This is a genomic window from Marinovum sp. 2_MG-2023, assembly GCF_030548265.1.
GTDB lineage: Bacteria > Pseudomonadota > Alphaproteobacteria > Rhodobacterales > Rhodobacteraceae > Marinovum.
The window spans coordinates 110,058-131,604 of record NZ_JAUOSD010000009.1 but is presented as its reverse complement, the minus strand read 5'-3'; the positions used below and the strand labels follow the sequence as shown (position 1 = coordinate 131,604).

General features: G+C 60.3%; 20 protein-coding genes and 1 riboswitch. Of the genes, 9 read left to right on the top strand and 11 right to left on the bottom strand.

Features of this window, described 5'->3' with window-relative positions:
* Window positions 1–68 precede the first annotated feature (68 nt).
* Window positions 69–154, top strand: a riboswitch (glycine riboswitch).
* Between the two features lie 168 nt (window positions 155–322).
* From gcvT to gcvP, 3 genes are all read left to right on the top strand, one after another.
* Window positions 323–1,468 carry a glycine cleavage system aminomethyltransferase GcvT gene (gcvT, locus tag Q4577_RS12355; RefSeq protein ID WP_303469419.1) on the top strand — a complete coding sequence of 382 codons (1,146 nt, stop codon included), beginning with the start codon at window positions 323–325 and terminating at the stop codon, window positions 1,466–1,468.
* 17 nt (window positions 1,469–1,485) lie between these two features.
* On the top strand, window positions 1,486–1,845 hold the full coding sequence (gene gcvH, locus Q4577_RS12350) for a glycine cleavage system protein GcvH (RefSeq protein WP_244688811.1): 360 nt from the start codon (window positions 1,486–1,488) through the stop codon (window positions 1,843–1,845).
* Between the two features lie 288 nt (window positions 1,846–2,133).
* Window positions 2,134–4,983, top strand: a complete 2,850-nt coding sequence (gene gcvP / locus Q4577_RS12345; RefSeq protein WP_303469423.1) for an aminomethyl-transferring glycine dehydrogenase — start codon at window positions 2,134–2,136, stop codon at window positions 4,981–4,983.
* Between the two features lie 98 nt (window positions 4,984–5,081).
* On the opposite strand, the gene Q4577_RS12340 is transcribed toward gcvP, so the two are convergent.
* From Q4577_RS12340 to Q4577_RS12330, 3 genes are all read right to left on the bottom strand, one after another.
* Window positions 5,082–5,996: an inositol monophosphatase gene (locus tag Q4577_RS12340; RefSeq protein ID WP_303469425.1), complete on the bottom strand. Its 915-nt coding sequence runs from the start codon at window positions 5,994–5,996 to the stop codon at window positions 5,082–5,084.
* 123 nt (window positions 5,997–6,119) lie between these two features.
* Window positions 6,120–8,648, bottom strand: a complete 2,529-nt coding sequence (locus Q4577_RS12335) for an ABC transporter permease (protein ID WP_303469427.1) — start codon at window positions 8,646–8,648, stop codon at window positions 6,120–6,122.
* Entirely contained in the window at window positions 8,645–9,337 is a 693-nt protein-coding gene (locus Q4577_RS12330) for an ABC transporter ATP-binding protein (protein WP_244688818.1), read from the bottom strand. Before Q4577_RS12330 ends, Q4577_RS12335 begins: the two co-directional genes overlap by 4 nt.
* 55 nt (window positions 9,338–9,392) lie before the next feature.
* Between Q4577_RS12330 and Q4577_RS12325 the strand changes: the two genes are divergently transcribed.
* Window positions 9,393–10,031 carry an arylesterase gene (locus Q4577_RS12325; protein ID WP_244688820.1) on the top strand — a complete coding sequence of 213 codons (639 nt, stop codon included), beginning with the start codon at window positions 9,393–9,395 and terminating at the stop codon, window positions 10,029–10,031.
* 74 nt (window positions 10,032–10,105) lie between these two features.
* Here the strand turns inward: Q4577_RS12325 and Q4577_RS12320 are convergent, their stop codons facing one another.
* The 5 genes from Q4577_RS12320 to Q4577_RS12300 all read right to left on the bottom strand — a co-directional run bounded on the left by Q4577_RS12320 (window position 10,106) and on the right by Q4577_RS12300 (window position 13,214).
* Window positions 10,106–10,312, bottom strand: a complete 207-nt coding sequence (locus tag Q4577_RS12320; RefSeq protein ID WP_244688822.1) for a cold-shock protein — start codon at window positions 10,310–10,312, stop codon at window positions 10,106–10,108.
* A gap of 207 nt (window positions 10,313–10,519) precedes the next feature.
* Entirely contained in the window at window positions 10,520–11,026 is a 507-nt protein-coding gene (locus tag Q4577_RS12315; protein ID WP_303469429.1) for a histidine phosphatase family protein, read from the bottom strand.
* A gap of 32 nt (window positions 11,027–11,058) precedes the next feature.
* Entirely contained in the window at window positions 11,059–12,210 is a 1,152-nt protein-coding gene (locus Q4577_RS12310; RefSeq protein ID WP_303469430.1) for a geranylgeranyl reductase family protein, read from the bottom strand.
* Between the two features lie 107 nt (window positions 12,211–12,317).
* A complete protein-coding gene (locus Q4577_RS12305) occupies window positions 12,318–12,875 on the bottom strand; it encodes a L,D-transpeptidase (RefSeq protein WP_303469431.1) in 558 nt (185 codons plus the stop codon).
* 120 nt (window positions 12,876–12,995) lie between these two features.
* Entirely contained in the window at window positions 12,996–13,214 is a 219-nt protein-coding gene (locus Q4577_RS12300; RefSeq protein WP_303469432.1) for a hypothetical protein, read from the bottom strand.
* 157 nt (window positions 13,215–13,371) lie between these two features.
* On the opposite strand from Q4577_RS12300, the gene Q4577_RS12295 reads away from it, so the two are divergent.
* Entirely contained in the window at window positions 13,372–13,854 is a 483-nt protein-coding gene (locus Q4577_RS12295) for a DUF2938 domain-containing protein (RefSeq protein WP_303469434.1), read from the top strand.
* A 468-nt stretch (window positions 13,855–14,322) separates the two neighbouring features.
* On the opposite strand, the gene Q4577_RS12290 is transcribed toward Q4577_RS12295, so the two are convergent.
* Window positions 14,323–14,529 carry a cold-shock protein gene (locus tag Q4577_RS12290; protein WP_244688829.1) on the bottom strand — a complete coding sequence of 69 codons (207 nt, stop codon included), beginning with the start codon at window positions 14,527–14,529 and terminating at the stop codon, window positions 14,323–14,325.
* 245 nt (window positions 14,530–14,774) lie between these two features.
* Between Q4577_RS12290 and Q4577_RS12285 the strand changes: the two genes are divergently transcribed.
* A complete protein-coding gene (locus Q4577_RS12285) occupies window positions 14,775–15,152 on the top strand; it encodes an acyl-CoA thioesterase (RefSeq protein WP_244688830.1) in 378 nt (125 codons plus the stop codon).
* Window positions 15,153–15,245: 93 nt separating this feature from the next.
* On the opposite strand, the gene ettA is transcribed toward Q4577_RS12285, so the two are convergent.
* A complete protein-coding gene (gene ettA, locus Q4577_RS12280; protein WP_244688831.1) occupies window positions 15,246–16,901 on the bottom strand; it encodes an energy-dependent translational throttle protein EttA in 1,656 nt (551 codons plus the stop codon).
* A 187-nt stretch (window positions 16,902–17,088) separates the two neighbouring features.
* Here ettA and Q4577_RS12275 point away from each other — a divergent pair, with 187 nt between their 5' ends.
* Together Q4577_RS12275 and dacB are read left to right on the top strand one after the other, a co-directional pair.
* Window positions 17,089–17,691: a nicotinate-nucleotide adenylyltransferase gene (locus Q4577_RS12275; protein WP_303469435.1), complete on the top strand. Its 603-nt coding sequence runs from the start codon at window positions 17,089–17,091 to the stop codon at window positions 17,689–17,691.
* A 100-nt stretch (window positions 17,692–17,791) separates the two neighbouring features.
* On the top strand, window positions 17,792–19,294 hold the full coding sequence (dacB, locus tag Q4577_RS12270; RefSeq protein WP_303469436.1) for a D-alanyl-D-alanine carboxypeptidase/D-alanyl-D-alanine-endopeptidase: 1,503 nt from the start codon (window positions 17,792–17,794) through the stop codon (window positions 19,292–19,294).
* 11 nt (window positions 19,295–19,305) lie between these two features.
* Here the strand turns inward: dacB and Q4577_RS12265 are convergent, their stop codons facing one another.
* Window positions 19,306–19,731: a tellurite resistance TerB family protein gene (locus tag Q4577_RS12265; RefSeq protein ID WP_303469438.1), complete on the bottom strand. Its 426-nt coding sequence runs from the start codon at window positions 19,729–19,731 to the stop codon at window positions 19,306–19,308.
* A gap of 106 nt (window positions 19,732–19,837) precedes the next feature.
* On the opposite strand from Q4577_RS12265, the gene Q4577_RS12260 reads away from it, so the two are divergent.
* Window positions 19,838–21,481 carry a lysine--tRNA ligase gene (locus Q4577_RS12260; protein WP_303469439.1) on the top strand — a complete coding sequence of 548 codons (1,644 nt, stop codon included), beginning with the start codon at window positions 19,838–19,840 and terminating at the stop codon, window positions 21,479–21,481.
* Window positions 21,482–21,547 lie beyond the last annotated feature (66 nt).

Sequence of the window (21,547 nt, the reverse complement as noted above, 5' to 3'; positions counted from 1 at the left end):
AATGCCGTCTGGGGCGTTGCGCGTTGATTTTGCCGTTGCCCTGCCTGTTGGCCTTGTCATACATTCCTCGCGACTCAGTGGGAGAACCGGTTTCGCCGGTGCCGAAGGAGCAACCGCCCCGGAAACTCTCAGGCCAACGGACCTCTGATGTCGACCAAAATCTGGAGAGTGTCCGGCGTATGACCGGGCCGCCGAAGGGATAGCGATCTCAGGCAAAAGGACAGATGGGGCATCGCCGAACTGACCTTTTGGGGTCGGGGAACAGGGGATGCCGGGACTCCGCCCAAAAATGGGCACTCCGGCCCGAAACGGGAGAATGTGAGTGTCAGACGACCAAACCGACAAGACCGCGCTGAAGAAAACGCCATTGTATGATCTTCATGTGGAACTGGGCGCACGTATGGTGCCGTTCGCCGGATATGACATGCCGGTGCAATATCCGCTGGGGGTAATGAAGGAACATCTTCATACCCGTGCCAAGGCCGGGCTGTTTGATGTCAGCCACATGGGGCAGGTTGTGCTGCGGGCCCGTGACCCCGATGTCGCCAAGATCGCGCTGGAACGCATGGTGCCGGTCGATGTGCTGGGGCTGGGCGAGGGGCGGCAACGCTATGGGTTTTTCACCAATGAACATGGCGGGATCGAAGATGATCTGATGATTGCCAACCGTGGCGATCATCTGTTCGTGGTGGTCAATGCGGCCTGCAAGGTGGCGGATATTGCGGCCATGCGCGCGGCGCTTGAGCCTGAGGTGACGGTCAAGGAAATCACCAACCGCGCGCTTATTGCGTTGCAGGGGCCGGCGGCCGAGGCTGTTCTGGCAGAGCATTATCCGGCCATTGCCGAGATGAAATTCATGGATGTTGAAACCCTGCCGATTGCGGGGGCTGAATGCTGGGTATCGCGGTCGGGCTATACCGGCGAAGATGGGTTTGAGATTTCGGTGCCTGCATCGGCGGCCCTGGATCTGGCGCGGGCCTTGCTTGCGCATGAGGATGTGGAACCCATCGGTCTTGGTGCCCGCGACAGCCTGCGGCTTGAGGGTGGGCTTTGTCTTTATGGTCACGACATCGACGCCGAAACCACACCGGTTGCGGCTGGTTTGACCTGGGCGATGCAAAAGGTGCGCCGCGCCGGTGGTGACCGCGAAGGCGGCTTTCCCGGCGCTGCGGAAATTTTCAGCGATCTGGCAGAGGGCTGTGCGCAGAAACGGGTCGGGCTTCTGCCCGAGGGGCGCGCGCCGATGCGGGATGGAACGGAATTGTTTGCCGATGCAGAAGGCAGCGCGGCAATCGGCAAAATCACCTCTGGCAGCTTTGGCCCGACGGTCGGTGGCCCGGTCGCAATGGGCTATGTCTCGACAGCCTTGGCGGCTGAGGGCACGTTGCTATATGGCGAGGTGCGCGGCAAACGGCTTCCGGTGCGGGTGGCCAAGCTGCCCTTTGTGAAACAAGGCTTCAAAAGATAGTTCGACAGGAGACAAAGATGAAATTTACCGAAGAACATGAATGGCTTGATGTCGATGGCGACGTTGTGACCATCGGTATTACGGCCCATGCCGCCGAACAATTGGGCGATGTGGTGTTTGTGGAATTGCCCGAGGTGGACACCGAAGTCACCAAAGACGATGAAATCGTGGTGATTGAATCGGTCAAGGCCGCCAGCGATATTCTGGCCCCGATTGACGGCGAGATTGTCGAGGTCAACGAGGCGATCGTGGCAGAGCCGGGCAAGGTGAACGACGATCCCGAGGGCGAGGCCTGGTTCTTCAAGATCAAGGCCGCCGACCTGAGCCAGATGGACGATTACATGGATGAAGCGGAATACAAGGACTTCATCGGGTAATAATCTGGGTCGCCGTGTAAAATCGCGGAACACGAAGCAGATGAGCGGCAGGGGGCGCGCGCTTGCGGTCTTGCATCATCTGTTTCGTGTTGACCGGACGGGTTTTCGGGCCCATCGAAGGCGACCCGGAGGGCGTCAAATGATGCCGGGCACATTGCGCAGGACATGGGCGCGCGACGGTACTGTCGGCGTTATCCGGTTTGGGCGGCTCGAAATCGACTACAACAAAGGCGTTCCTTGGGGCTGACCGAGAGATATGCCGATCCGAAATGAAGCAGGGGCTTTGCCATGACATTCACACCAACAGACTATCTGCCCTATGATTTTGCCAACCGGCGTCATATCGGCCCGTCACCGGCAGAAATGGCCGATATGTTTGCGGTTCTTGGGGTTTCTGACCTTGGCGCGCTGATCGACGAAACCGTGCCAAAGGCGATCCGTCAGGATGCGCCACTGGATTTCGGCAAGCCGAAGTCAGAGCGCGAGTTGCTGCATCACATGCGCGAAGTCGCCAGCAAGAACAAGGTTCTGACCTCGCTGATCGGTCAGGGCTATCATGGCACGGTCACACCGCCGGCGATCCAGCGCAACATTCTGGAAAATCCGGCATGGTATACGGCCTATACCCCTTATCAGCCCGAGATTTCCCAAGGTCGGCTTGAGGCGCTGTTGAACTTTCAGACCATGGTCAGCGACCTGACCGGGCTGGAGATTGCCAATGCGTCCCTGCTGGACGAGGCGACCGCCTGTGCCGAGGCGATGACCATGGCGCAGCGAGTGGCCAAATCAAAGGCCAAGGCATTTTTCATCGACCGTGACTGCCACCCCCAGAACATCGCCGTGATGCAGACCCGCGCCGCGCCGCTGGGGATCGAGGTGATTGTGGACAAGCCGGAAAACCTTGACCCGGAGGCGGTTTTTGGCGCGATCTTCCAGTATCCGGGCACCTATGGCCATCTGCGTGATTTCAGCGCCGAAATGGAGGCCCTGCATGGGGCCAAGGCGGTTGGGATCGTGGCCGCCGATCCGCTTTCGCTGACCCTGTTGAAGGAACCGGGGGCGATGGGTGCGGATATTGCCGTCGGGTCGACTCAGCGTTTTGGCGTGCCCATGGGATACGGCGGGCCGCATGCGGCCTATATGGCCTGTCGCGACGCCTATAAACGCGCGATGCCGGGCCGGATTGTCGGCGTGTCGGTGGACAGCCACGGCAACCGGGCCTATCGGCTGTCGTTGCAAACCCGCGAACAGCATATTCGCCGCGAAAAAGCGACATCAAACGTCTGTACGGCACAGGCGCTGCTGGCGGTCATGGCCGGGATGTATGCGGTGTTTCATGGGCCTGAGGGGCTTCGCGCGATTGCCCAGCGTATCCATCGCAAAACGGTTCGGCTGGCACGCGGATTGGAGGCGGCGGGCTTTACCGTTGATCCAAAGAACTACTTTGACACGATCACCGTCGATGTGCGCACCTTGCAATCCGCGGTGCTGAAATCGGCGCGCGACGAAGGCGTGAACCTGCGCCGTGTCGGTGAGACCCGTGTCGGGATCACACTTGACGAATGTACACGCCCCTCGACCATCGAGGCGGTTTGGCGGGCCTTTGGCATCGAACAGAAAGACGATGATTTCGAACCCGTTTACAAGATGCCAGAGGCGATGCTGCGCACGTCCGGCTATCTGGGCCATCCGATTTTCCACATGAACCGGGCCGAGACCGAAATGATGCGCTATATGCGCCGGTTGGCGGACCGTGATCTGGCGTTGGATCGGGCGATGATCCCGCTGGGGTCCTGCACGATGAAGTTGAACTCGGCCGCGGAAATGATGCCGATCAGCTGGCCGGAATTTTCCGAATTGCACCCCTTTGCCCCGGAAAATCAGGCGCTGGGGTACAAACATCTGATCGACGATCTATCGTCCAAGCTGTGCCAGATCACCGGATACGATGATTTTTCGATGCAGCCGAATTCCGGCGCGCAGGGGGAATACGCCGGTCTGTTGACAATCGCGGCCTATCACGCGGCACAGGGGCAGGGGCATCGCAACGTCTGTCTGATCCCGATGTCGGCACATGGCACCAACCCGGCCTCGGCCCAGATGGTGGGCTGGAAGGTCGTGGTGGTGAAATCGGCGGCCAATGGCGATATCGACTTGGATGATTTCCGCGCCAAGGCGACACAGCACGCCGACAATCTGGCGGCCTGCATGATCACCTATCCGTCGACCCATGGGGTGTTCGAAGAAACCGTGCGTGACGTGTGCAGCATTGTGCATGACTTTGGCGGACAGGTCTATATCGACGGGGCCAACCTCAATGCGATGGTCGGTCTCAGCCGTCCGGGTGATCTGGGCGGCGACGTCAGCCACCTGAACCTGCACAAGACGTTCTGTATTCCGCATGGCGGCGGTGGTCCCGGCATGGGGCCGATCGGGGTGAAATCGCATCTGGTGCCGCATCTGCCGGGCCATCCCGAAGTGTCGGGTGCCGAAGGGCCGGTCAGCGCTGCGCCTTTTGGTTCGCCTTCGATCTTGCCGATTTCATGGGCCTATATCCTGATGATGGGCGGCGAGGGGCTGACGCAGGCGACACGGGTCGCGATCCTGAATGCAAATTACATCGCAAAGCGGTTGGAGGGGTCGTTTGACATCCTTTACCGGGGGCGCAATGGGCGGGTGGCACATGAATGTATCATCGACACACGTCCCTTTGCCGAAAGCGCGGATGTCAGCGTCGACGATATTGCCAAACGTCTGGCGGATTGCGGGTTCCACGCGCCGACAATGTCCTGGCCGGTGGCCGGCACCTTGATGGTCGAGCCAACAGAAAGCGAGACCAAGGCCGAGTTGGACCGGTTCTGCGATGCCATGCTGGCGATCCGCGAAGAGATCCGTGAAATCGAGGCGGGGCGGATGGACCGGGCGAACAACCCGCTGAAAAACGCGCCGCATACGATGGAAGATCTGGTGCGCGATTGGGACCGGCCCTATAGCCGCGAACAGGGCTGTTTTCCGCCGGGCGCGTTCCGGGTGGACAAATACTGGCCGCCGGTCAACCGCGTGGACAATGTCTATGGGGACCGCCATCTGGTCTGCACCTGTCCCCCGATGGAGGAATATGCCGACGCGGCGGAGTGACGTCGGCGGTGCTTTCGGCGTGGTCCCGGACTTGATCCGGGACCTCCACGGTAACTGACATATGAGGTCCCGGATCAAGTCCGGGACCGTGGTGCGGCTCAGCTGGCGGCGGGGGTTTCTTCGTCGCTGGCTTCCGCGGTATCGGGTTTCGGCTCTACCAGAAAATCCAGTGCCGCGGCCACGGTGTTCCAGGCTTCTTCGCTGCTGGCGCAGAGCAGATAGCCTTCACGCTCGGACACCGAAAATTCGCGGCCATCCAAAAATGCGACATGGCCGCCGGCCTTCTGGCAGAGCAATACCCCGGCAGCATGATCCCAGGGGGTCATCTTGCACGACAGGACAAAGTCGCAATGCCCCTCGGCGAGCAGGCGGTATTCATGGGCCGAACAGCGCAGCGCGTCGGGGCGGCCAATGCGGGGGTAAACGGCGGCCACCTGCGGCTGAACCGCTTCGGGCATCAGCTTCAGATGGATATAGCCCACCATTTCGTCCAATGGCTTGGGCGCGGCGGTGGTCAGGGTGCGGCGGCGTCCGCGCGGCCCGGTCCAGGTTGTTAGGCTGTCTTCGTCGGCGACGACCACATCGTCGTTCAGCGGGTCATAGATCATGCCATAGACGGGTTTGCCGAAACGGGTGGCCGCAACCATTGTGCCAAAAACCGACAGGCCATGGGCGAAGTTCCACGTGCCATCAACAGGGTCGATCAGGAAGCCAAGCGGCGCGTCGTCCAGGGCATCCAGAATCTCGGGCTTCTTCGAGGCGGCTTCTTCGCCGACAATGACCGCAGAGGGGAATGCCATTTGCAGGCCACGGGTGATCATGGCTTCGGCGGCCTCATCGGCGGCGGTGACCAGATCCAGCTTGCTGGTCTTTTCGGAAATCTCGGAAGGGTCCAGGGCGCGGAACCGTGGCAGGATTTCGGCCCGTGCGGCACGGCGCACCAGGTTCAGCAGGGCGGTTTTCTGGGCGCGGGTTAGCGGTGCATGCACGGCCATGGGCAGGTTGTCTGACATGGGGGCTCCGATTCCAAGGGTTTCAAAACTGTTGTGCCGGGTGTGCCAGTGCGGCGGCAGGGGATCAAGGGCAGGATTGTTGGTTGATCTCGCCCTTGATGGGGGGGGCAGGCATTACGCGCCTCATTCTCTGGCTCTGAGCACCTGTGCCGGGCGCGCGGCCAGCGGCTGCCAGGCGAAGGCCAAACCGGCCAGAAGCGTCGCCATGACACCGCCGAACACGATCAAAAGCGCGGAGGCCCATTGTACGGAATAGCTGACCTCCATCAGGTAGGTCATGACGGCCCAGCCCCCGGCAATTCCGGCCCCCAGCGCCACCAATCCGGCCGCCATTCCCAAAAGGATCGCGCGCAGGGCGAAGCTCTGCAATATCCGGGCGCGGGCGGCGCCAAGGGTTTTCAACACCGCCGCCTCGTAGGTGCGCGCCTGTATTCCGGCGGCGGCGGCGCCGATCAGCACCAGGAACCCGGTCAGGAGGGTGGCCGCCGCGCCCCAGGCCGTGGCCGAGGCGATGCCGGTCAGTATGCCGGCCACCTGATCCACCGCGTCGCGCACGCGAATGGCGGTGATATTGGGATAGGCGGTTGCAAGATCGCGCAGGATTGCCGCCTCGGCGGTTTCTTCGGCATAGACGGTGGCGATGAAACTATGCGGGGCAGCCGAGAGGGCGGCGGCGTTCATCGACATCACGAACCCGATCCCGGCGGTGGAAAAATCGACCTCGCGAAAGGATGCGATGGTGGCGGTGATGTCGCGGCCAAGGATGTTGACGGTCAATTCATCCCCCAGCTTCAGGCCGATTTCTTCGGCCTCCTCGGCGGCAAAGCTGACCAGAGGCGGGCCGGAATAATCTGACGGCCACCAGTCCCCGGATGTGAGTGTCGTGTCCGCCGGAATTTCGGCGGAATAGGTGATGCCACGATCGCCGCGAATGACCCAGTGGTCCCCGGCCACATCACGGGCCGGCTGTCCGTTGATCTGGGTGATGATCCCGCGCAGCATCGGGGCGCTGTCGACCTTGCTGACCGCAGGGTCATCGTCCAGGCGGGCCTGAAACCCCGGCATCTGATCTTTCTGGATGTCGACAAAGAAATAGGACGGCGCAATCTCGGGCAGGTCGGTTTGAATGGCGGCGCGCATGTTGCCTTCGATCTGGCCAACAGAGGCCAGCACCGAGAGCCCCAGACCCAGCGACAACACGGTGGCCGCCGCGCCCTCGGTCTTGCCGGAAATCGCCGACAAGGCCCAGCGCAGGGCAGGACGGTGGCGCACGGCGCGGCCCGACCGGCGGGCGATCCATCGGATCAGGACGGCGGTCAGTGCCAGCACGATCAAGGCCGCAATGATCCCGCCTGCGGTCCAGAGCGTGAGCCAGAGAGAATTGGAAAACAGGGCCGCCGCGCCCAGAAGGGCGGCTGTCAGCACCAGGGTTGTCGCCACATAAGGCCAATGCGGCAACAGCCGCGCGCCGCCCATCGCATCGCGAAACAGGGTGGCGGGGCGGATGTCTTCGGTTCGGGCCAGTGGCCAAAGGGTGAAAATCAACGCAGTCAGCGCACCATAAAGCGCAGCCTCGGCCAGCGGTTGCGCATGCAGGGCAAACACCGCAGGCACCGGCAGTTGCGATTGCAGCAGCGGGGCAAGGGCCAGCGGGACAATGGCCCCCAGAGCGAGGCCAATGGTGATCCCGACCAGGCTGAGGACGCCGATTTGCAGGAAATAGGTGAGGAAAATCACCCGACGCGTCGCGCCCAGGGTCCGCAGGGTGGCAATCACGGATGTCTTGGTGGCCAGATAGGCGCGCACCGCTGCCGACACGCCGACGCCGCCGACCGCAAGACCGGACAGGCCGACAAGGATCAGAAAATTGCTGAGCCGGTCGACAAACCGGCCAATTCCCGGCGCGCCATTGCGGGCATCCCGCCAGCGACCGCCGGTCTCGGTAAACCGTGCGCGGGCCTCGGTTTCCAATGTGTCGAGGTTGGTATCCGCCGGCAATTGCAAACGATAATGGGTTTCAAACAGGGTGCCGGGTTGCAGAAGACCGGAATCTGTCAAAGCGTCTGTGCGCACCAAGGTGCGCGGCCCAAGCGAAAACCCACCACCGGCATTGTCCGGTTCAACCATCAGAAGTGCGGAGAGGGTAAAATCCTGCGTTCCAAGGCGAAAATTGTCACCCGGTTCCAGGCCAAGTCGATCGGCCAGCACCGGGGCCATGACCGCGCCATGATCGGCCAGCGCCTGATCCAGCGGCATGTCCGGCGCAAGCGTCACAGCGCCCAACAGCGGATAGTTGGCATCGACGGATTTGATCTGGGTCAACGCACGTTCGGTTCCCTCCGGGCCGTCGACCACAACCATGGATCGGAAATCGGTGATCTCGGAAACCTTGGTCGCGCGCGCCGCCATCCAGGCGCGTTCCTCGGCCTCGGCAAAACGATAGGTGAACCGCACCTCGGCGTCGCCGCCCAGCAGTTCCGCGCCTTTTTCTTCCAGTCCCATCTGGATCGAGGCGCGCACCATGCCGATTCCGGCGATTGCAGCCACACCCAGTGCCAGGCACGCCAGAAAAATACGAAATCCGCGCAGGCCACCGCGCAGCTCGCGACGGGCAAAACGGGCGGCAGAGGCCGCGTCGGTCGCAAGGCTCATTCTGCGGCCTCACGCGCAACGTCATCGACCCGGCCATCGCGCAACCGCACGACATTGTCACAGCGCGCAGCCAGACTGGGCGCATGGGTGACCAGAACAAGAGTCGCGCCATGGCGATCGCGCAGTCCAAACAGCAGATCCATGATCGCGCCGCCGTTTGCCTCGTCGAGATTGCCGGTCGGCTCATCCGCAAGAAGGATCGCGGGGCGTGGTGCCAGCGCCCGTGCCAGCGCCACACGCTGTTGTTCGCCGCCGGACATTTGCGCAGGATAATGGTCGGCACGATGGCCAAGGCCAACGGCCTCAAGCTCTGCTGCGGCCCGGTCAAAGGCATCGCGATGCCCGGCCAGTTCCAGCGGCGTCGCCACGTTTTCCAATGCGGTCATTGTCGGGATCAAATGAAAGCTTTGGAATACAACGCCCATGTGATCACGCCGGAACCGCGCCAGCCCGTCTTCGCCCATTGCGCCCAGCTCTTGGCCCAGGGCCGTCACACTGCCGCCGGTCGCGCGTTCCAATCCGCCCATCAACATCAAAAGCGAAGATTTTCCCGACCCGGATGGCCCAATCAGCCCCAGAGAGCTGCCCTTTGCGACATCAAGCGTGATTCCATGCAGAATCTCGACCCGTCCGGCATTGCCATCCAGCGCCAGATGCACATCTTTAAGCGAGAGAACGGGATCCGTCATGAAAAGGGCCTTTTGGGTAATGTTTCAGCTTTTGACATATGGGGTGCGGTGCCAGATGAGCAAGGCGGCAGCACTGGTTTTGGCGATGTCTGCGCCTGTATCCGCGCAAGAGCTGGATATTCTTGCGCTGGGGGACAGCCTGATCCAGGGCTATGGCTTGGTCGAAGATCAGGGATTTGTGCCGCAAATGCGCGGTTGGCTGGCGGAACAGGGCCATGACGTGACCCTGATCAACGCCGGTGTGTCCGGGGATACGACGGCAGGCGGATTGGCGCGGGTCGAATGGAGTTTGACGCCCGAGATTGATGCGATGATCGTCGCGCTTGGCGGCAATGACGTGTTGCGCGGCATCGCGCCGGATGTGGCGCGGGCCAATCTGGACGGAATTTTGCAGGTCGCCCGGGACCACGGGATTGCGGTGCTACTGGTGCCGATGCAGGCCCCGGCGAATTATGGCGAAGATTACAAATTACAATTCGATGCACTTTATCCCGCGTTGGCCGCAGAATATGACGTGCTGCTGGCGCCCAGCTTTTTTGACATCCTGCTGTCAGGCGGGCAGACCCCGGCAGAAATTCAGCACTTGATTCAAGGTGATGGCATTCACCCGAATGCCGTGGGCGTGGGGCAGATCGTCCAGGGGATTGGCCCGCATGTGGAGCAGTTGATCGCGATTGTTGATCGCGAAGACTAGGCGTTTTGGCAAAGAAAAGACCCCGCTTGCGGGCGGGGTCCTGGGATCGCTGTGAAACCGTTTTGCCGGATGGCTTAGGCCAGTGCGATGTTTTCGGCGGATTCACGGCCGTCGCGGCCGGGGGTAATGTCGAACGTGACTTTTTGGTTGTCGGCAAGTCCGGTCAAACCAGAGCGTTCAACTGCGGAAATATGGACAAACACATCTTTGCTGCCGCCATCGGGCGCGATGAATCCATAGCCTTTGGTGGTATTGAACCATTTGACAGTGCCAGTGGCCATTCTGTCTTCTCCTCGTGTTTTGCTGTCCGCGGAACTGCGACAGCCCGGCTTAGTCAATGCAGATCGAAGGACTGAGCCGTAATAGGTGCAGTGGTCGATAGTTAACTTCGCGCGCGAAATATGCGACCAATGCGCGCATGTTTCAAGATATTTCACGGTGAGGTTTAATGGATGCGTTTCGCGGCCTTTTGTGGGCTGGCGGCGCGGTCAGGCCCCCCAATGGCGGCGGTCGACCAGAAGCCGGCCTTCTGCATCTGCGGTCAGGATAAACAGATCGCCATATTCAAGCGGCGGCTCTCCGCCCGGGGCGAGATCGTCCCAGATGCTTTGCAAATTGCCCTTGTTGCCAATCCAGATCGCGGATTTTCCGGCCCCAAGGGCGACAATGCGCGCGGCCGGGCGTTCCTGGGGCAGGCGGGTGATTGCGAGGCCCCGGGCTTCTGCCAACGGTTTGGCGGTGTCGAGATTGCGCTGGATGCCGGGGCTGAGGATAAGGTCCAATGCAAGGCCGTCCAAAGCGGCGGGCAGTGCCGCAGCACGGGCGCGACCGGCGGCGTTCAGGTTTTCGTCGGTGCGATCCGCATGACGCACGAGAATCAGGGTCGATCCGGGCGCAAGGCGCAGCGGCGCCAAAGGCCCAACCGCGCAGGCCGATACTGCCAGACCACCAATGGCCAGGGGCGCAAAGAGGAAAAGACGACGAGTGAGCTGCATGGTTTCAATAGAAACCGACAGGTGACGTTAGGTCAAGTGTTGGTCTTGATCCCGGTCGCCCGCGCGATGTAGTTCGGGAACCGCCGCAGTAAACGCCACATCAGATCGCTATATTCCAAGTTGCCGCCCAGCAGCGCCATGTAATCGTGGCGCAATCGGCCCGATCCACGCGCCGCACGGACAAAGCCGCGTTGAAACGGCCCCCAATACAGCAAATAACGCACCAAATTTGCATGGCGCATTGCGTTCAGGATTGGCCGCAGGCGATGCCGGTAGAGCATCAGCGCCGCAGCCGGTTCATGCCGCGCCAAGGCATCCCGTGCTGCCAGCGCCGCCAATTGACCGGACTTCAGCGCATAGGCGATGCCTTCGCCGGTGACCGGATCGACCAACCAGGCGGCATCGCCCGCCAAAAGGACATTGGCCCGTCCGGGGCGCTTTCGCGCCTGTCCAAACGGCAGGTATTGCCCCTTGATCCGCAAATCGGATGGCACATCCAGCAGTGACATATAATCCTGCATCAGGGATTTGAGATTGGGATTTCGGCTATGCACCCCGCCAACGCCAACGGTGTGGCTGCCGGATTTGGGAAAGGACCAGCCATAGCCCCAATGCGCCGCCCCCATGTCGATGCGTAACGGCGCGTCAGGGGAAATTGGCGGTGCCTCGACCTCTAGCGCGAACCCGATCCGGGCGGGATCAAACGCACGGCCAAACAAGGTGCGCGCCGTCATGGAATTCACCCCATCGGCGCCAATGACAATTGGTGCGGTCAATATACGGCCATCGGACAGGGTGACCTTGCCCGCTTCGGGGCTGAGTTCGGCGATCCTCTGGCCGGTGAAATCCACCGCCCCCGCCGCCAGTGCCAGAGCGCATAAATGCGCATCCAGCGACAGCCGCATGGTCAAATAAACGGTTGGCACATCCGCAATGATGCCAAGCTTTTCGCCAAAACCGTAAAGCTCGACCGTGGTTTTCCGGTCAAATTCTCTGGGCAGATCCGTGGCAAAGATTTCGCGGTAATATTTGGCCGCCCGCCCGGTGAAACCGGCCCCGCAAAGCTTGTCACGCGGAAAACGTGCCTTGTCGACCAAGGCACAGCGAAGTCCGGCGCGCACAGCGGTCATTGCGGCGGCGGCACCGGCGGGACCGGCCCCAATGACAATCAGATCGAATTCCATGCGCGCGGTTTCCCTTTATCCCGGCCTTTGGTCAAGTGGCAAAACAAAGCCGGGGCATGCATGGCAGATACATGCCCCGGCAGATGCGGTCGCCCGGGATCGGGGCGTCAGATGACAGTGACGGTGGTGCCGATTGGCACCCGTTCATAGAGGGCAGCAACATGATCATTTGCCATGCGGAAACACCCGTTTGATGCAGCGCGGCCAATGGATTGCACGGCATCGGTGCCATGAATGCGGGCAAAGGTGTCGCGGCCGTTTTGAAACAGATACAGCGCGCGCGAGCCAAGCGGGTTGCCGGGGCCACCCGGTTGCACATAGTCGTTGTCGACGAATCTGGCATAGGTGTGGGGTTCGCGCTCGATCATGTCGTTTGTCGGACGCCAGGTCGGCCATTCCTTCTTGACCTGAATGACCGCGGTGCCGGAAAATTCCAGCCCGGCACGGCCGACGCTGATCCCATAGCGCAGCGCCTTGCCTGGTTCCTCGATGTGATACAGGAAACGGGCCTTTTGCAACACGATGATCTGGCCCGGGGCCAGATCGGCGCGGACGCGCACGTATTGCGGAACATATTTCGGATCAAGTTTGAATTGCGCATTGGCCACCGCCGGCATTGCCAGGGTTGCAGCAGCAGTGCCGATAAAACTGCGGCGTGTTAACATACTTTGTCCCTCCAGAACTGAGCCTGAAAATCATAGGCCAGTCGGGGTCAAAGCGGGAGTCAGGAATCCGTTACCATGTGCGAATGTGGGGCTTTCGCAACGGGTTGCGATCAAGAGCGATCAAGCAGCCAGTGCTTTGGCCGGTTCCGCATGGGCGACATCGTCGCGTGAGCCCGGCGAAACAAGCAAAGAGATGGCAACCACGGTCACAGGCATCAACACGCCACAGGCCAGATAAAATCCAAACGCGGTTGCCGCGCTGACCCCGAAGAGCAACCATGCCAAGAGGCCGCCGCTTGCGCCCAATGTCGAGCCGCCCAAGAGTGAAACAAGTGCCATGTGAGTGTCCTTCTGTCCCTGTCCATGGTTAATAAATCGTTAAAGTGGGGCGGGATTGGGGCGGCTGTTGTGCGTTTTTGTGCCCTGTTCGGTTCGGGGTTGTGGCAGGTTAGCTGTTCTGCCAGCCTCTGCAAGATAGATTTTGGGGGACTTTTTAATGAACGAACTGATCTGGGCCGGGATTTTCATTGGGCTCGGCGGAACAATAGCGATGGATATCTGGGCCGAGGTGCTGGCGCGGGGATTCGGTCAAGGGCGGCCGAATTGGGCCAATGTCGGTCGTTGGGCCGGGCATGTGCCGCGCGGGCAGGTGTTTCATGATGATATTGCCGCTGTGCGCCCGGTGCCGGGTGAATTGGCCTTGGGCTGGGCCGTTCATTATGGCGTTGGCATTCTTTATGGCGTGATCTTTGTCTTTTTGGCGGGACAGGGTTGGTTGGCGGCGCCGACGTTCCTTCCGGTGTGGCTGTTTGCATTGGTCACAATTTCGGCGGGCTGGTTCCTGTTGCAACCGGGCATGGGGCTGGGGGTTGCGTTGTCGCGCACGCCCACACCATGGAAGGGGCGGGCGCTGGGCCTTGTGGCGCATACGTTTTTCGGACTTGGAATGTGGGTGGTGGCGCTGTTGGCAGCGGCCTGAGCAAAATGTTTCGGATCATTTGATTCTGCGGCAGGGTGGGCGTTCCGGGGGAGGGACAGGTGCCCACCCTGCGCTTCGGCCGCTAAATGCGGACGAATTAATGAATCTGAGCCGCTGAATGCGGTCCAATCAATAAAGTTGTGCCGCCAAATGCGGATCAATCACAGAACCTGAGCCGCTAGATCGCGGCCCAATCAGTGAAGCGCCATGTGGCAGGCATCTGCGGACCGGGTTGCGGTTTGCTTGGGGCTGGCTGCGGGGTGCTGGGGCTCGGGGTCATTTGATCATCCTCCTGCCAACAAGTTTGCAGCAAGGCGACATTCCGCGACAGTCAGGGATTCCAGACGGATGTATTCCTTACCTCAGGTGCCCGAACCCCACAGGCAACCATATCCGTAAACGCAAAAAGGCGCGCCTAAGCGCGCCTTTCGAATTCGAAAGCCAGAAGGCTTGAACCAGCAGCCCGGCTTACGCCAGTGCGATGTTGGTCGCGCTCTCGCGGCCGTCGCGGCCAGCTTCGATGTCGAAGGTGACTTTCTGGTTGTCGGCCAGACCGGTCAGGCCCGAACGCTCAACAGCAGAAATGTGGACGAAAACGTCCTTGGTGCCGCCGTCGGGTGCGATGAAGCCGAAGCCTTTGGTGGTGTTGAACCATTTCACTGTGCCAGTGGCCATGTGAAGTATCCTTAGTTTTTCTATACTGTCCGCAGTATGCGACAGCCCGGCGAAGTCACGTCTGGATCGAAGACTCTGTGCCGATGAAGGAAAACAGAAGGTCGAAAAGAAGATCGTTAGCAGGCCGTGATATGCCATGTGATGCGGTCGTTTGCAAGGGGAAAGCGGGGGGCGGCAACCGTGTTCTTGCGTTGGCAATCTGGCGGTGATGGCTACTATGTAGTTCAAATTCGGAGGCTATATTGATGAACAAGGAACCAAAAGGCGAGCTGATGTTGCGCACATTGGCAATGCCGGCCGACACCAATGTGTCAGGCGATATTTTTGGCGGCTGGGTGCTGAGCCAAATGGACATGGCGGCGGGAATCATCGCCGGAGACAAGGCGCAGGGCAGGGTGGCGACCATTGCAGTTGACGCGATGAAGTTCATCCGCCCGGTAAAGGTCGGTGATGTGCTGTGCGTCTACTGCCGGATTGTCCGGGTGGGCCGGACGTCGATGGCGATCGAAGTGGAATGCTGGGTGCGCCGCGAACGGCTTGTGGAACGCGAAAAGGTGACAGAGGCGGTGTTTACCTTTGTGGCGATCGATGACGTGGGCAAGCCGCGTGTGGTGCCGGGGTAGGCGACAATGCGCCATGGCGCATTGCCGGTTCGGTTCGACGGATCGGGTCGACAGGTCGAGGGGTGCGCAGCCATTGCGCACCCTTTGGTCAGTTTAGCGCACAAACTTTTTGTGTTTGATCCGCTTCGGCTCTAGCGCATCGGCGCCAAGACGACGTTTCTTGTCTTCTTCATAGTCCTCGAAGTTGCCTTCGAACCATTCGACATGGGCCTCGCCCTCGAACGCCAGCATATGGGTGCAGATCCGGTCGAGGAAGAAGCGGTCGTGCGAGATGACCACGGCGCAACCGGCAAAATCGACGAGCGCGTCTTCCAATGCCCGCAGGGTTTCGACGTCCAGATCGTTGGTCGGTTCATCGAGCAGCAGCACGTTGCCGCCTTCTTTCAACAGACGCGCCATGTGCACACGGTTGCGTTCACCGCCCGACAACAGGCCAACCTTTTTCTGCTGGTCGCCGCCCTTGAAGTTGAAGGACGAGCAATAGGCGCGGGAATTGACCTGGGCATCGCCCAGTTCGATGATTTCCGCCCCGCCAGAGATCGCCTCCCAGACGGTTTCATCCGGTTTCAGGTCATCCCGCGATTGGTCGACATAAGACAGATCAACCGTGTCGCCATAAGAAACTGTGCCCTCATCGGGTTGTTCCTGGCCGGTCAACATGCGGAACAGGGTGGTTTTACCCGCACCGTTCGGCCCGATCACACCGACAATCCCGCCGGGGGGCAGCGAGAAAGAGAGGTCTTCGACCAGGAGCTTGTCACCAAGCGCCTTTTTCAGCCCCTCGACCTCGATCACCTTGCCGCCAAGGCGCGGGCCGTTGGGAATGACGATCTGGGCATGGGTGATTTTTTCGCGCTCGGACTGGCCTGCCATCTGTTCATAGGCCTGAATCCGCGCTTTGGATTTCGCCTGACGGGCCTTGGCCCCCTGCTGCATCCATTCCAATTCGCGTTCCAGCGTCTTTTGCTTGGCTTTGTCTTCCTTGGCTTCATGCGCCAGGCGCTTGGCCTTTTGTTCCAGCCAGGCAGAGTAGTTGCCTTCGTAGGGAATGCCGCGACCACGGTCGAGTTCGAGAATCCAGCCGGTGATGTCATCGAGGAAATAGCGGTCGTGGGTGACGCAGAGGATCGTGCCCTTGTAGTCGATCAGGTGCTGCTGCAACCAGGCGATGGTTTCGGCGTCGAGGTGGTTGGTCGGTTCGTCAAGCAGCAGCATGTCAGGCGCTTCGAGCAGCAATTTGCACAGCGCGACACGACGTTTTTCACCCCCTGAGAGTTGCGAAACATCGGCTTCGTCCGGCGGGCAGCGCAGCGCCTCCATTGCGACGTCGATCTGGCTGTCGAGATCCCAGAGGTTCTCGCTGTCGATCTGATCCTGCAAGGCGGCCATCTCATCGGCGGTCTCGTCCGAGTAATTCATCGCCAATTCGTTGTATTTGTCGAGAATGGCCTTTTTCGCAGCCACACCCAACATGACGTTGCCGCGCACATCGAGCGATGCGTCAAGTTCGGGTTCCTGTGGCAGATAGCCGACTTTGGCACCTTCTGCGGCCCAGGCCTCGCCGGTGAAATCGCTGTCGATGCCCGCCATGATGCGCATCAAGGTCGATTTACCCGAGCCGTTGACGCCGACAACACCGATCTTGACCCCCGGCAGGAAGGACAAGCGGATGTTTTCAAAACATTTCTTGCCACCCGGATAGGTCTTGGACACGCCGTCCATGTGATACACGTATTGATAAGCCGCCATCTTTTGCCCCTTCGGTTGTCTTTGGCCGTAGATAGCTGTGCGCAGGCGAATTCGCAATTGGCAAAGGCGGATATGGCTTTGCGACTGCTTTTGGGGGGTGGCAAAGCGCATGGGTTTGGCGCGGCTTGATTGACAAGCCCGAGAAAAATGCTTTGGATACCGGCGTTTTGACCAAGGAGCCGCCCCGGTGCCCCATTTCCCCGCCATTCGGCCCGGCCAAACCATTGGTTTGCTTGGCGGCTCTTTCGACCCGCCGCATCAGGGTCATGTGAACATCACGCGACAGGCGCTGACACGGTTCGGGTTGGATCGGGTGTGGTGGCTGGTCAGCCCCGGCAATCCGTTAAAGGAACACGGACCCGCCCCGCTGGACGAACGCATGGCGGCGGCGCGCAAAATCATGCGCCACCCCCGCGTGGATATCAGCGATTTCGAAGCCGAGGCCGGCACGCGCTATACCGCCGAAACCCTGAAAGCGTTGATTCAGGAATATCGCGGCACCAACTTTGTTTGGCTGATGGGGGCGGACAATCTTATTCAGCTGCCGAAATGGCAGGATTGGCAGCAGATCGTGAACTCTGTGCCGATTGGTGTGCTTGCCCGGCCCGGCGACCGCATTCGCGCGCGGAATTCCAAGGCAGCACGGGTCTATGCCGGGGCGCGTATTCGGGGCCGCGATTCGCAGAAACTGGGTCTGTCGCAGGCCCCGGCCTGGTGTTTCATCAACGTCCCGATGAGCAACGAGAGTTCCAGCGCAATCCGGGCGCGGGGTGGATGGGTGCAATCCTGATCGGTTCAAGCGGTCCCGGCTTGGCGCCTGCGGTCAAATTCCGCGTCAGGTCAGGAATGTCAGACTTGTTTGATCAGCGGTGCTTGGGTTAAATCGCGCCATGACCAAAGTTATTTCCAGACGTTTGTTTCTTGGCGCCGCAATTGGGTTTGTGGCCGGGCAGGCCTTGGGTGATGCGCCGGTACGGTCGCTACGCCCGGTAGCGCGCCCCGGCAGTACCATCCCGATCCCGGTTGTTTTCCCCTCTGCTGATGAGCTTGTGGCCAAGGCAAAACTGCCCGGCGAAGTCGGTTATGCGGTGATGGATATTGAAACCGGATTGATGCGCGAAGAGGGGAAGGCCGATGTCGGCCTGCCGCCCGCCAGCGTCGCCAAGACGATCACGGCGCTTTATGCGCTGGATGCCCTGGGGGAAGAGCACCGTTTTGCCACATCGCTGCATGTCACGGGTTCGGTGACCGATGGCGTGGTCGACGGTGATTTGATCCTTGCAGGGGGGGGGGATCCAACGCTGGATACCGATGCTCTGGCGGAACTGGCGGCGAAACTGAAGGATGTCGGCATCCGCGAGGTGCGCGGTGCGTTTTATGTCTGGGGTGGGTTCCTGCCGTTTTCCCGCGACATAGATCCCGGCCAGCCGGATCATGTCGGCTATAACCCGGCGGTGTCGGGGCTGAACCTCAATTTCAACCGTGTGCATTTCCAATGGGTGAAACAGGGCAGTACCTATCGCGTCACGATGGATGGTCGCAGCGAAAAGTTTCGCCCAGATGTCGCTTTTGCCCGGATGGCGATCGAAAATCGTTCGACGCCAATCTATACCTATACTGACCGGTCAGGGCGCGATGAATGGACCGTTGCAAAAACGGCCCTGGGCAATGGGGGCGCGCGGTGGTTGCCGGTGCGCAAGCCAGAACTTTATGCCGGCGAAGTGTTTCAGACCTTTGCCCGCAGTCATGGGATCAAGCTGGCGGTGCCGCAGATTGCGACCATTGCGCCGGGTGGCAGCGTCGTGGCCCAGGTGGTCAGCCCGCCCTTGACCCAGATTTTATTTGATATGTTGAAGTTTTCCACCAACCTGACAGCCGAAGTTGTCGGATTGGCGGCAACCCGTGCGCGGCTTGGCGATGCGGGCGACATCAAGACCTCGGCCCAGGCGATGACCGAATGGCTGCGGCAGGAATATGCGCTGAGCCCGGATGTGGTGTTTGTCGACCATTCTGGTCTTGGCGATGCGTCGCGGATGACCGCGGCGGATATGGTGTTGATGCTGCGGGCGGCGCGTCAGGCCGGGCCGCTGCGGTCGCTGCTGAAGCCGATTCCGATACGGGATGCGGATTACAAGGTGATCAAGGATCATCCGGTTCAGGTCAGCGCCAAGACCGGCACCTTGAATTTCGTATCCGCGCTGGGCGGCTATTGCACCGGCGTTGATGGGGTCGAGATGGCCTTTGCGATTTTTACCGCCGACAATGCCCGCCGCGCCACGATCCCCCGCGAAGAGCGCGAGCGCCCAGAGGGCGGTCTCGCCTGGAACCGCAAATCCCGCTTGTTGCAACAACAATTGCTGCAACGTTGGGGACAGGCATTTGCCAACAGCTGACGCCGGATCGCTCAGGCCGACATATGCCGCGCCCGGGCGCCCCGTTCGATGGCGGCCGCATGCAACCGGTCAATATCCAGCTCATACCGGATTTCTTCCAGCAGGCGCAGTTCGGCCTCGCGCAGCTTTCCATCTGCGGCGGCAACATCGCAGGCCAGCGCATAGGCCGTTTCAAACAGCCGTTCCGGCAGGTTGTCACGGATCAGCCCGAACAAGGCGTCAAGCCCGTCTTCCTGTTCGAACAGGTCAAACACGGTCTGCGCGATGACGTTCATCCGGTCGATATCGTAGTCGGCAAAAACCGGCAGGTTGTTTACGGCAGATTCGATTTTGATCAGCTCGGCGGTGCGCATGTTTTCGTCCGAGGCCGAAACGGCGATCATCAATCCGACAAGACAGTCCTGCGGGCTGAGGGAATGGGCGATTTCTTCGGTCATTTGCGATCTCCTGTTGCGGTGCAGAATATTGACCCCGCGCCCCGCCCGCAATAGGGAGAGCGGGCCTGCGTGCATAGGGCGCGCTGCAAACCGGAGAAGTCCTGAAATGTCTGAACTGCGCGATGCCGCTCTTGTCTCGAAAGCCTGGCCTTTTGAAGAGGCGCGCCGCTTGCTCAAACGGTTTGCCAAGACGCCCCCGGAAAAGGGATATGTTCTGTTCGAAACCGGCTATGGTCCGTCGGGGCTGCCGCATCTTGGCACCTTTGGCGAGGTGCTGCGCACAACGATGATCCGTCGTGCATTCGAGGTGATATCGGATATTCCCACGCGGCTGATTTGTTTCTCGGATGATCTTGACGGGATGCGCAAGGTTCCGGGCAATGTGCCCAATCAGGACATGTTGCAGGAACATCTGCAAAAGCCGCTGACATCGGTGCCCGATCCGTTTGGCACCCATGACAGCTTTGGCGATCATAACAATGCGATGCTGCGCCGGTTCCTAGATACGTTCGGGTTCGATTACGAATTCTATTCGGCGACCGAGTTCTATCGCACCGGCAAATTTGACGAGGTGCTGCTGCGTGCGGCGGAGAAATATGACGACGTGATGGCCGTCATGTTGAAATCCCTGCGCGAGGAACGTCGCCAGACCTATTCGATCTTTCTGCCGATCCACCCGGAAACCGGGCGCGTGTTGTATGTGCCGATGAAAAACGTTGATGCGGCCAAGGGCGAGATCACCTTTGACGACAATGACGGTCGCGAATGGACGCTGCCGGTCACCGGCGGCAATGTGAAATTGCAGTGGAAGCCGGATTTCGGCGCGCGCTGGGCGGCCCTTGGCGTCGATTTCGAGATGTATGGCAAAGACCATTCGACCAATACGCCGATCTATGACCGGATCTGTTCGATCCTGGGACAGCGCCCGCCAGAGCATTTTACCTATGAATTGTTCCTGGATGATCAGGGTCAGAAGATTTCCAAATCTTCCGGCAACGGCATCTCGATTGATGAATGGCTGAGCTATGCCTCGACCGAGAGCCTGAGCTATTTCATGTTCCAGAAGCCAAAAACCGCGAAGCGGATGTATTTTGACGTGATCCCCAAAGCGGTGGATGAATACCACCAACAGTTGCGGGCCTATGCGACGCAGGACACCAAGGCGCGTCTGGCCAACCCGGTGTATCACATTCATGGCCACAACGTGCCGGCCTCGGACATGGTTGTGCCGTTCTCGATGCTGCTAAACCTTGCCAGCGCGTCGAGCGCAGAGGACAAGGAAACGCTTTGGGGGTTCATCAACAAATATGCCCCCGACGCCACAGCCGAAACCCATCCGGGCATGGATGCAGCGGCGGGCCATGCGGTGCGGTATTTCCAGGATTTTGTCAAACCGGCCAAGGTGTTCCGCGCCCCATCCGATCAAGAGCGCGCTGCGCTGGAAGATCTGGCCAAGGCCCTGCGCGATGGCGATTTTGCACTGGACCTGATCGGGCGCAAGAACGCGATTGTCGGCAAGGACGAGCCATTGCCGCAGGTTGATTTCGCGGATGAGGAATTCCTGCAATCCGTAGTGTTCGCGGTGGGCAAGGTGCATGGGTTCGAGCCGCTGCGCGATTGGTTCAAGGCGATCTACGAGGTGCTTCTGGGGGCCTCGCAGGGGCCGCGTTTTGGCGGGTTTATCGCGCTTTATGGCGTGACAGAAAGTGCCGACCTGATTGACGCGGGCCTGGCGGGCAAGCTCGGCTAAGCTGCCGAGACCGTTGAATTTGACGTTTCATTAACCTGGGCTACCTCTGCTGCATTAACTGTTGCA

Coding starts and splice junctions, on each gene's coding strand:
- gcvH (WP_244688811.1), top strand. CDS start 1,486: ATGAAATTTACCGAAGAACATGAATGGCTTGATGTCGATGGCGACGTT.
- gcvP (WP_303469423.1), top strand. CDS start 2,134: ATGACATTCACACCAACAGACTATCTGCCCTATGATTTTGCCAACCGG.
- Q4577_RS12340 (WP_303469425.1), bottom strand. CDS start 5,996: ATGTCAGACAACCTGCCCATGGCCGTGCATGCACCGCTAACCCGCGCC.
- Q4577_RS12335 (WP_303469427.1), bottom strand. CDS start 8,648: ATGAGCCTTGCGACCGACGCGGCCTCTGCCGCCCGTTTTGCCCGTCGC.
- Q4577_RS12330 (WP_244688818.1), bottom strand. CDS start 9,337: ATGACGGATCCCGTTCTCTCGCTTAAAGATGTGCATCTGGCGCTGGAT.
- Q4577_RS12325 (WP_244688820.1), top strand. CDS start 9,393: ATGAGCAAGGCGGCAGCACTGGTTTTGGCGATGTCTGCGCCTGTATCC.
- Q4577_RS12320 (WP_244688822.1), bottom strand. CDS start 10,312: ATGGCCACTGGCACTGTCAAATGGTTCAATACCACCAAAGGCTATGGA.
- Q4577_RS12315 (WP_303469429.1), bottom strand. CDS start 11,026: ATGCAGCTCACTCGTCGTCTTTTCCTCTTTGCGCCCCTGGCCATTGGT.
- Q4577_RS12310 (WP_303469430.1), bottom strand. CDS start 12,210: ATGGAATTCGATCTGATTGTCATTGGGGCCGGTCCCGCCGGTGCCGCC.
- Q4577_RS12305 (WP_303469431.1), bottom strand. CDS start 12,875: ATGTTAACACGCCGCAGTTTTATCGGCACTGCTGCTGCAACCCTGGCA.
- Q4577_RS12300 (WP_303469432.1), bottom strand. CDS start 13,214: ATGGCACTTGTTTCACTCTTGGGCGGCTCGACATTGGGCGCAAGCGGC.
- Q4577_RS12295 (WP_303469434.1), top strand. CDS start 13,372: ATGAACGAACTGATCTGGGCCGGGATTTTCATTGGGCTCGGCGGAACA.
- Q4577_RS12290 (WP_244688829.1), bottom strand. CDS start 14,529: ATGGCCACTGGCACAGTGAAATGGTTCAACACCACCAAAGGCTTCGGC.
- Q4577_RS12285 (WP_244688830.1), top strand. CDS start 14,775: ATGAACAAGGAACCAAAAGGCGAGCTGATGTTGCGCACATTGGCAATG.
- ettA (WP_244688831.1), bottom strand. CDS start 16,901: ATGGCGGCTTATCAATACGTGTATCACATGGACGGCGTGTCCAAGACC.
- dacB (WP_303469436.1), top strand. CDS start 17,792: ATGACCAAAGTTATTTCCAGACGTTTGTTTCTTGGCGCCGCAATTGGG.
- Q4577_RS12265 (WP_303469438.1), bottom strand. CDS start 19,731: ATGACCGAAGAAATCGCCCATTCCCTCAGCCCGCAGGACTGTCTTGTC.
- Q4577_RS12260 (WP_303469439.1), top strand. CDS start 19,838: ATGTCTGAACTGCGCGATGCCGCTCTTGTCTCGAAAGCCTGGCCTTTT.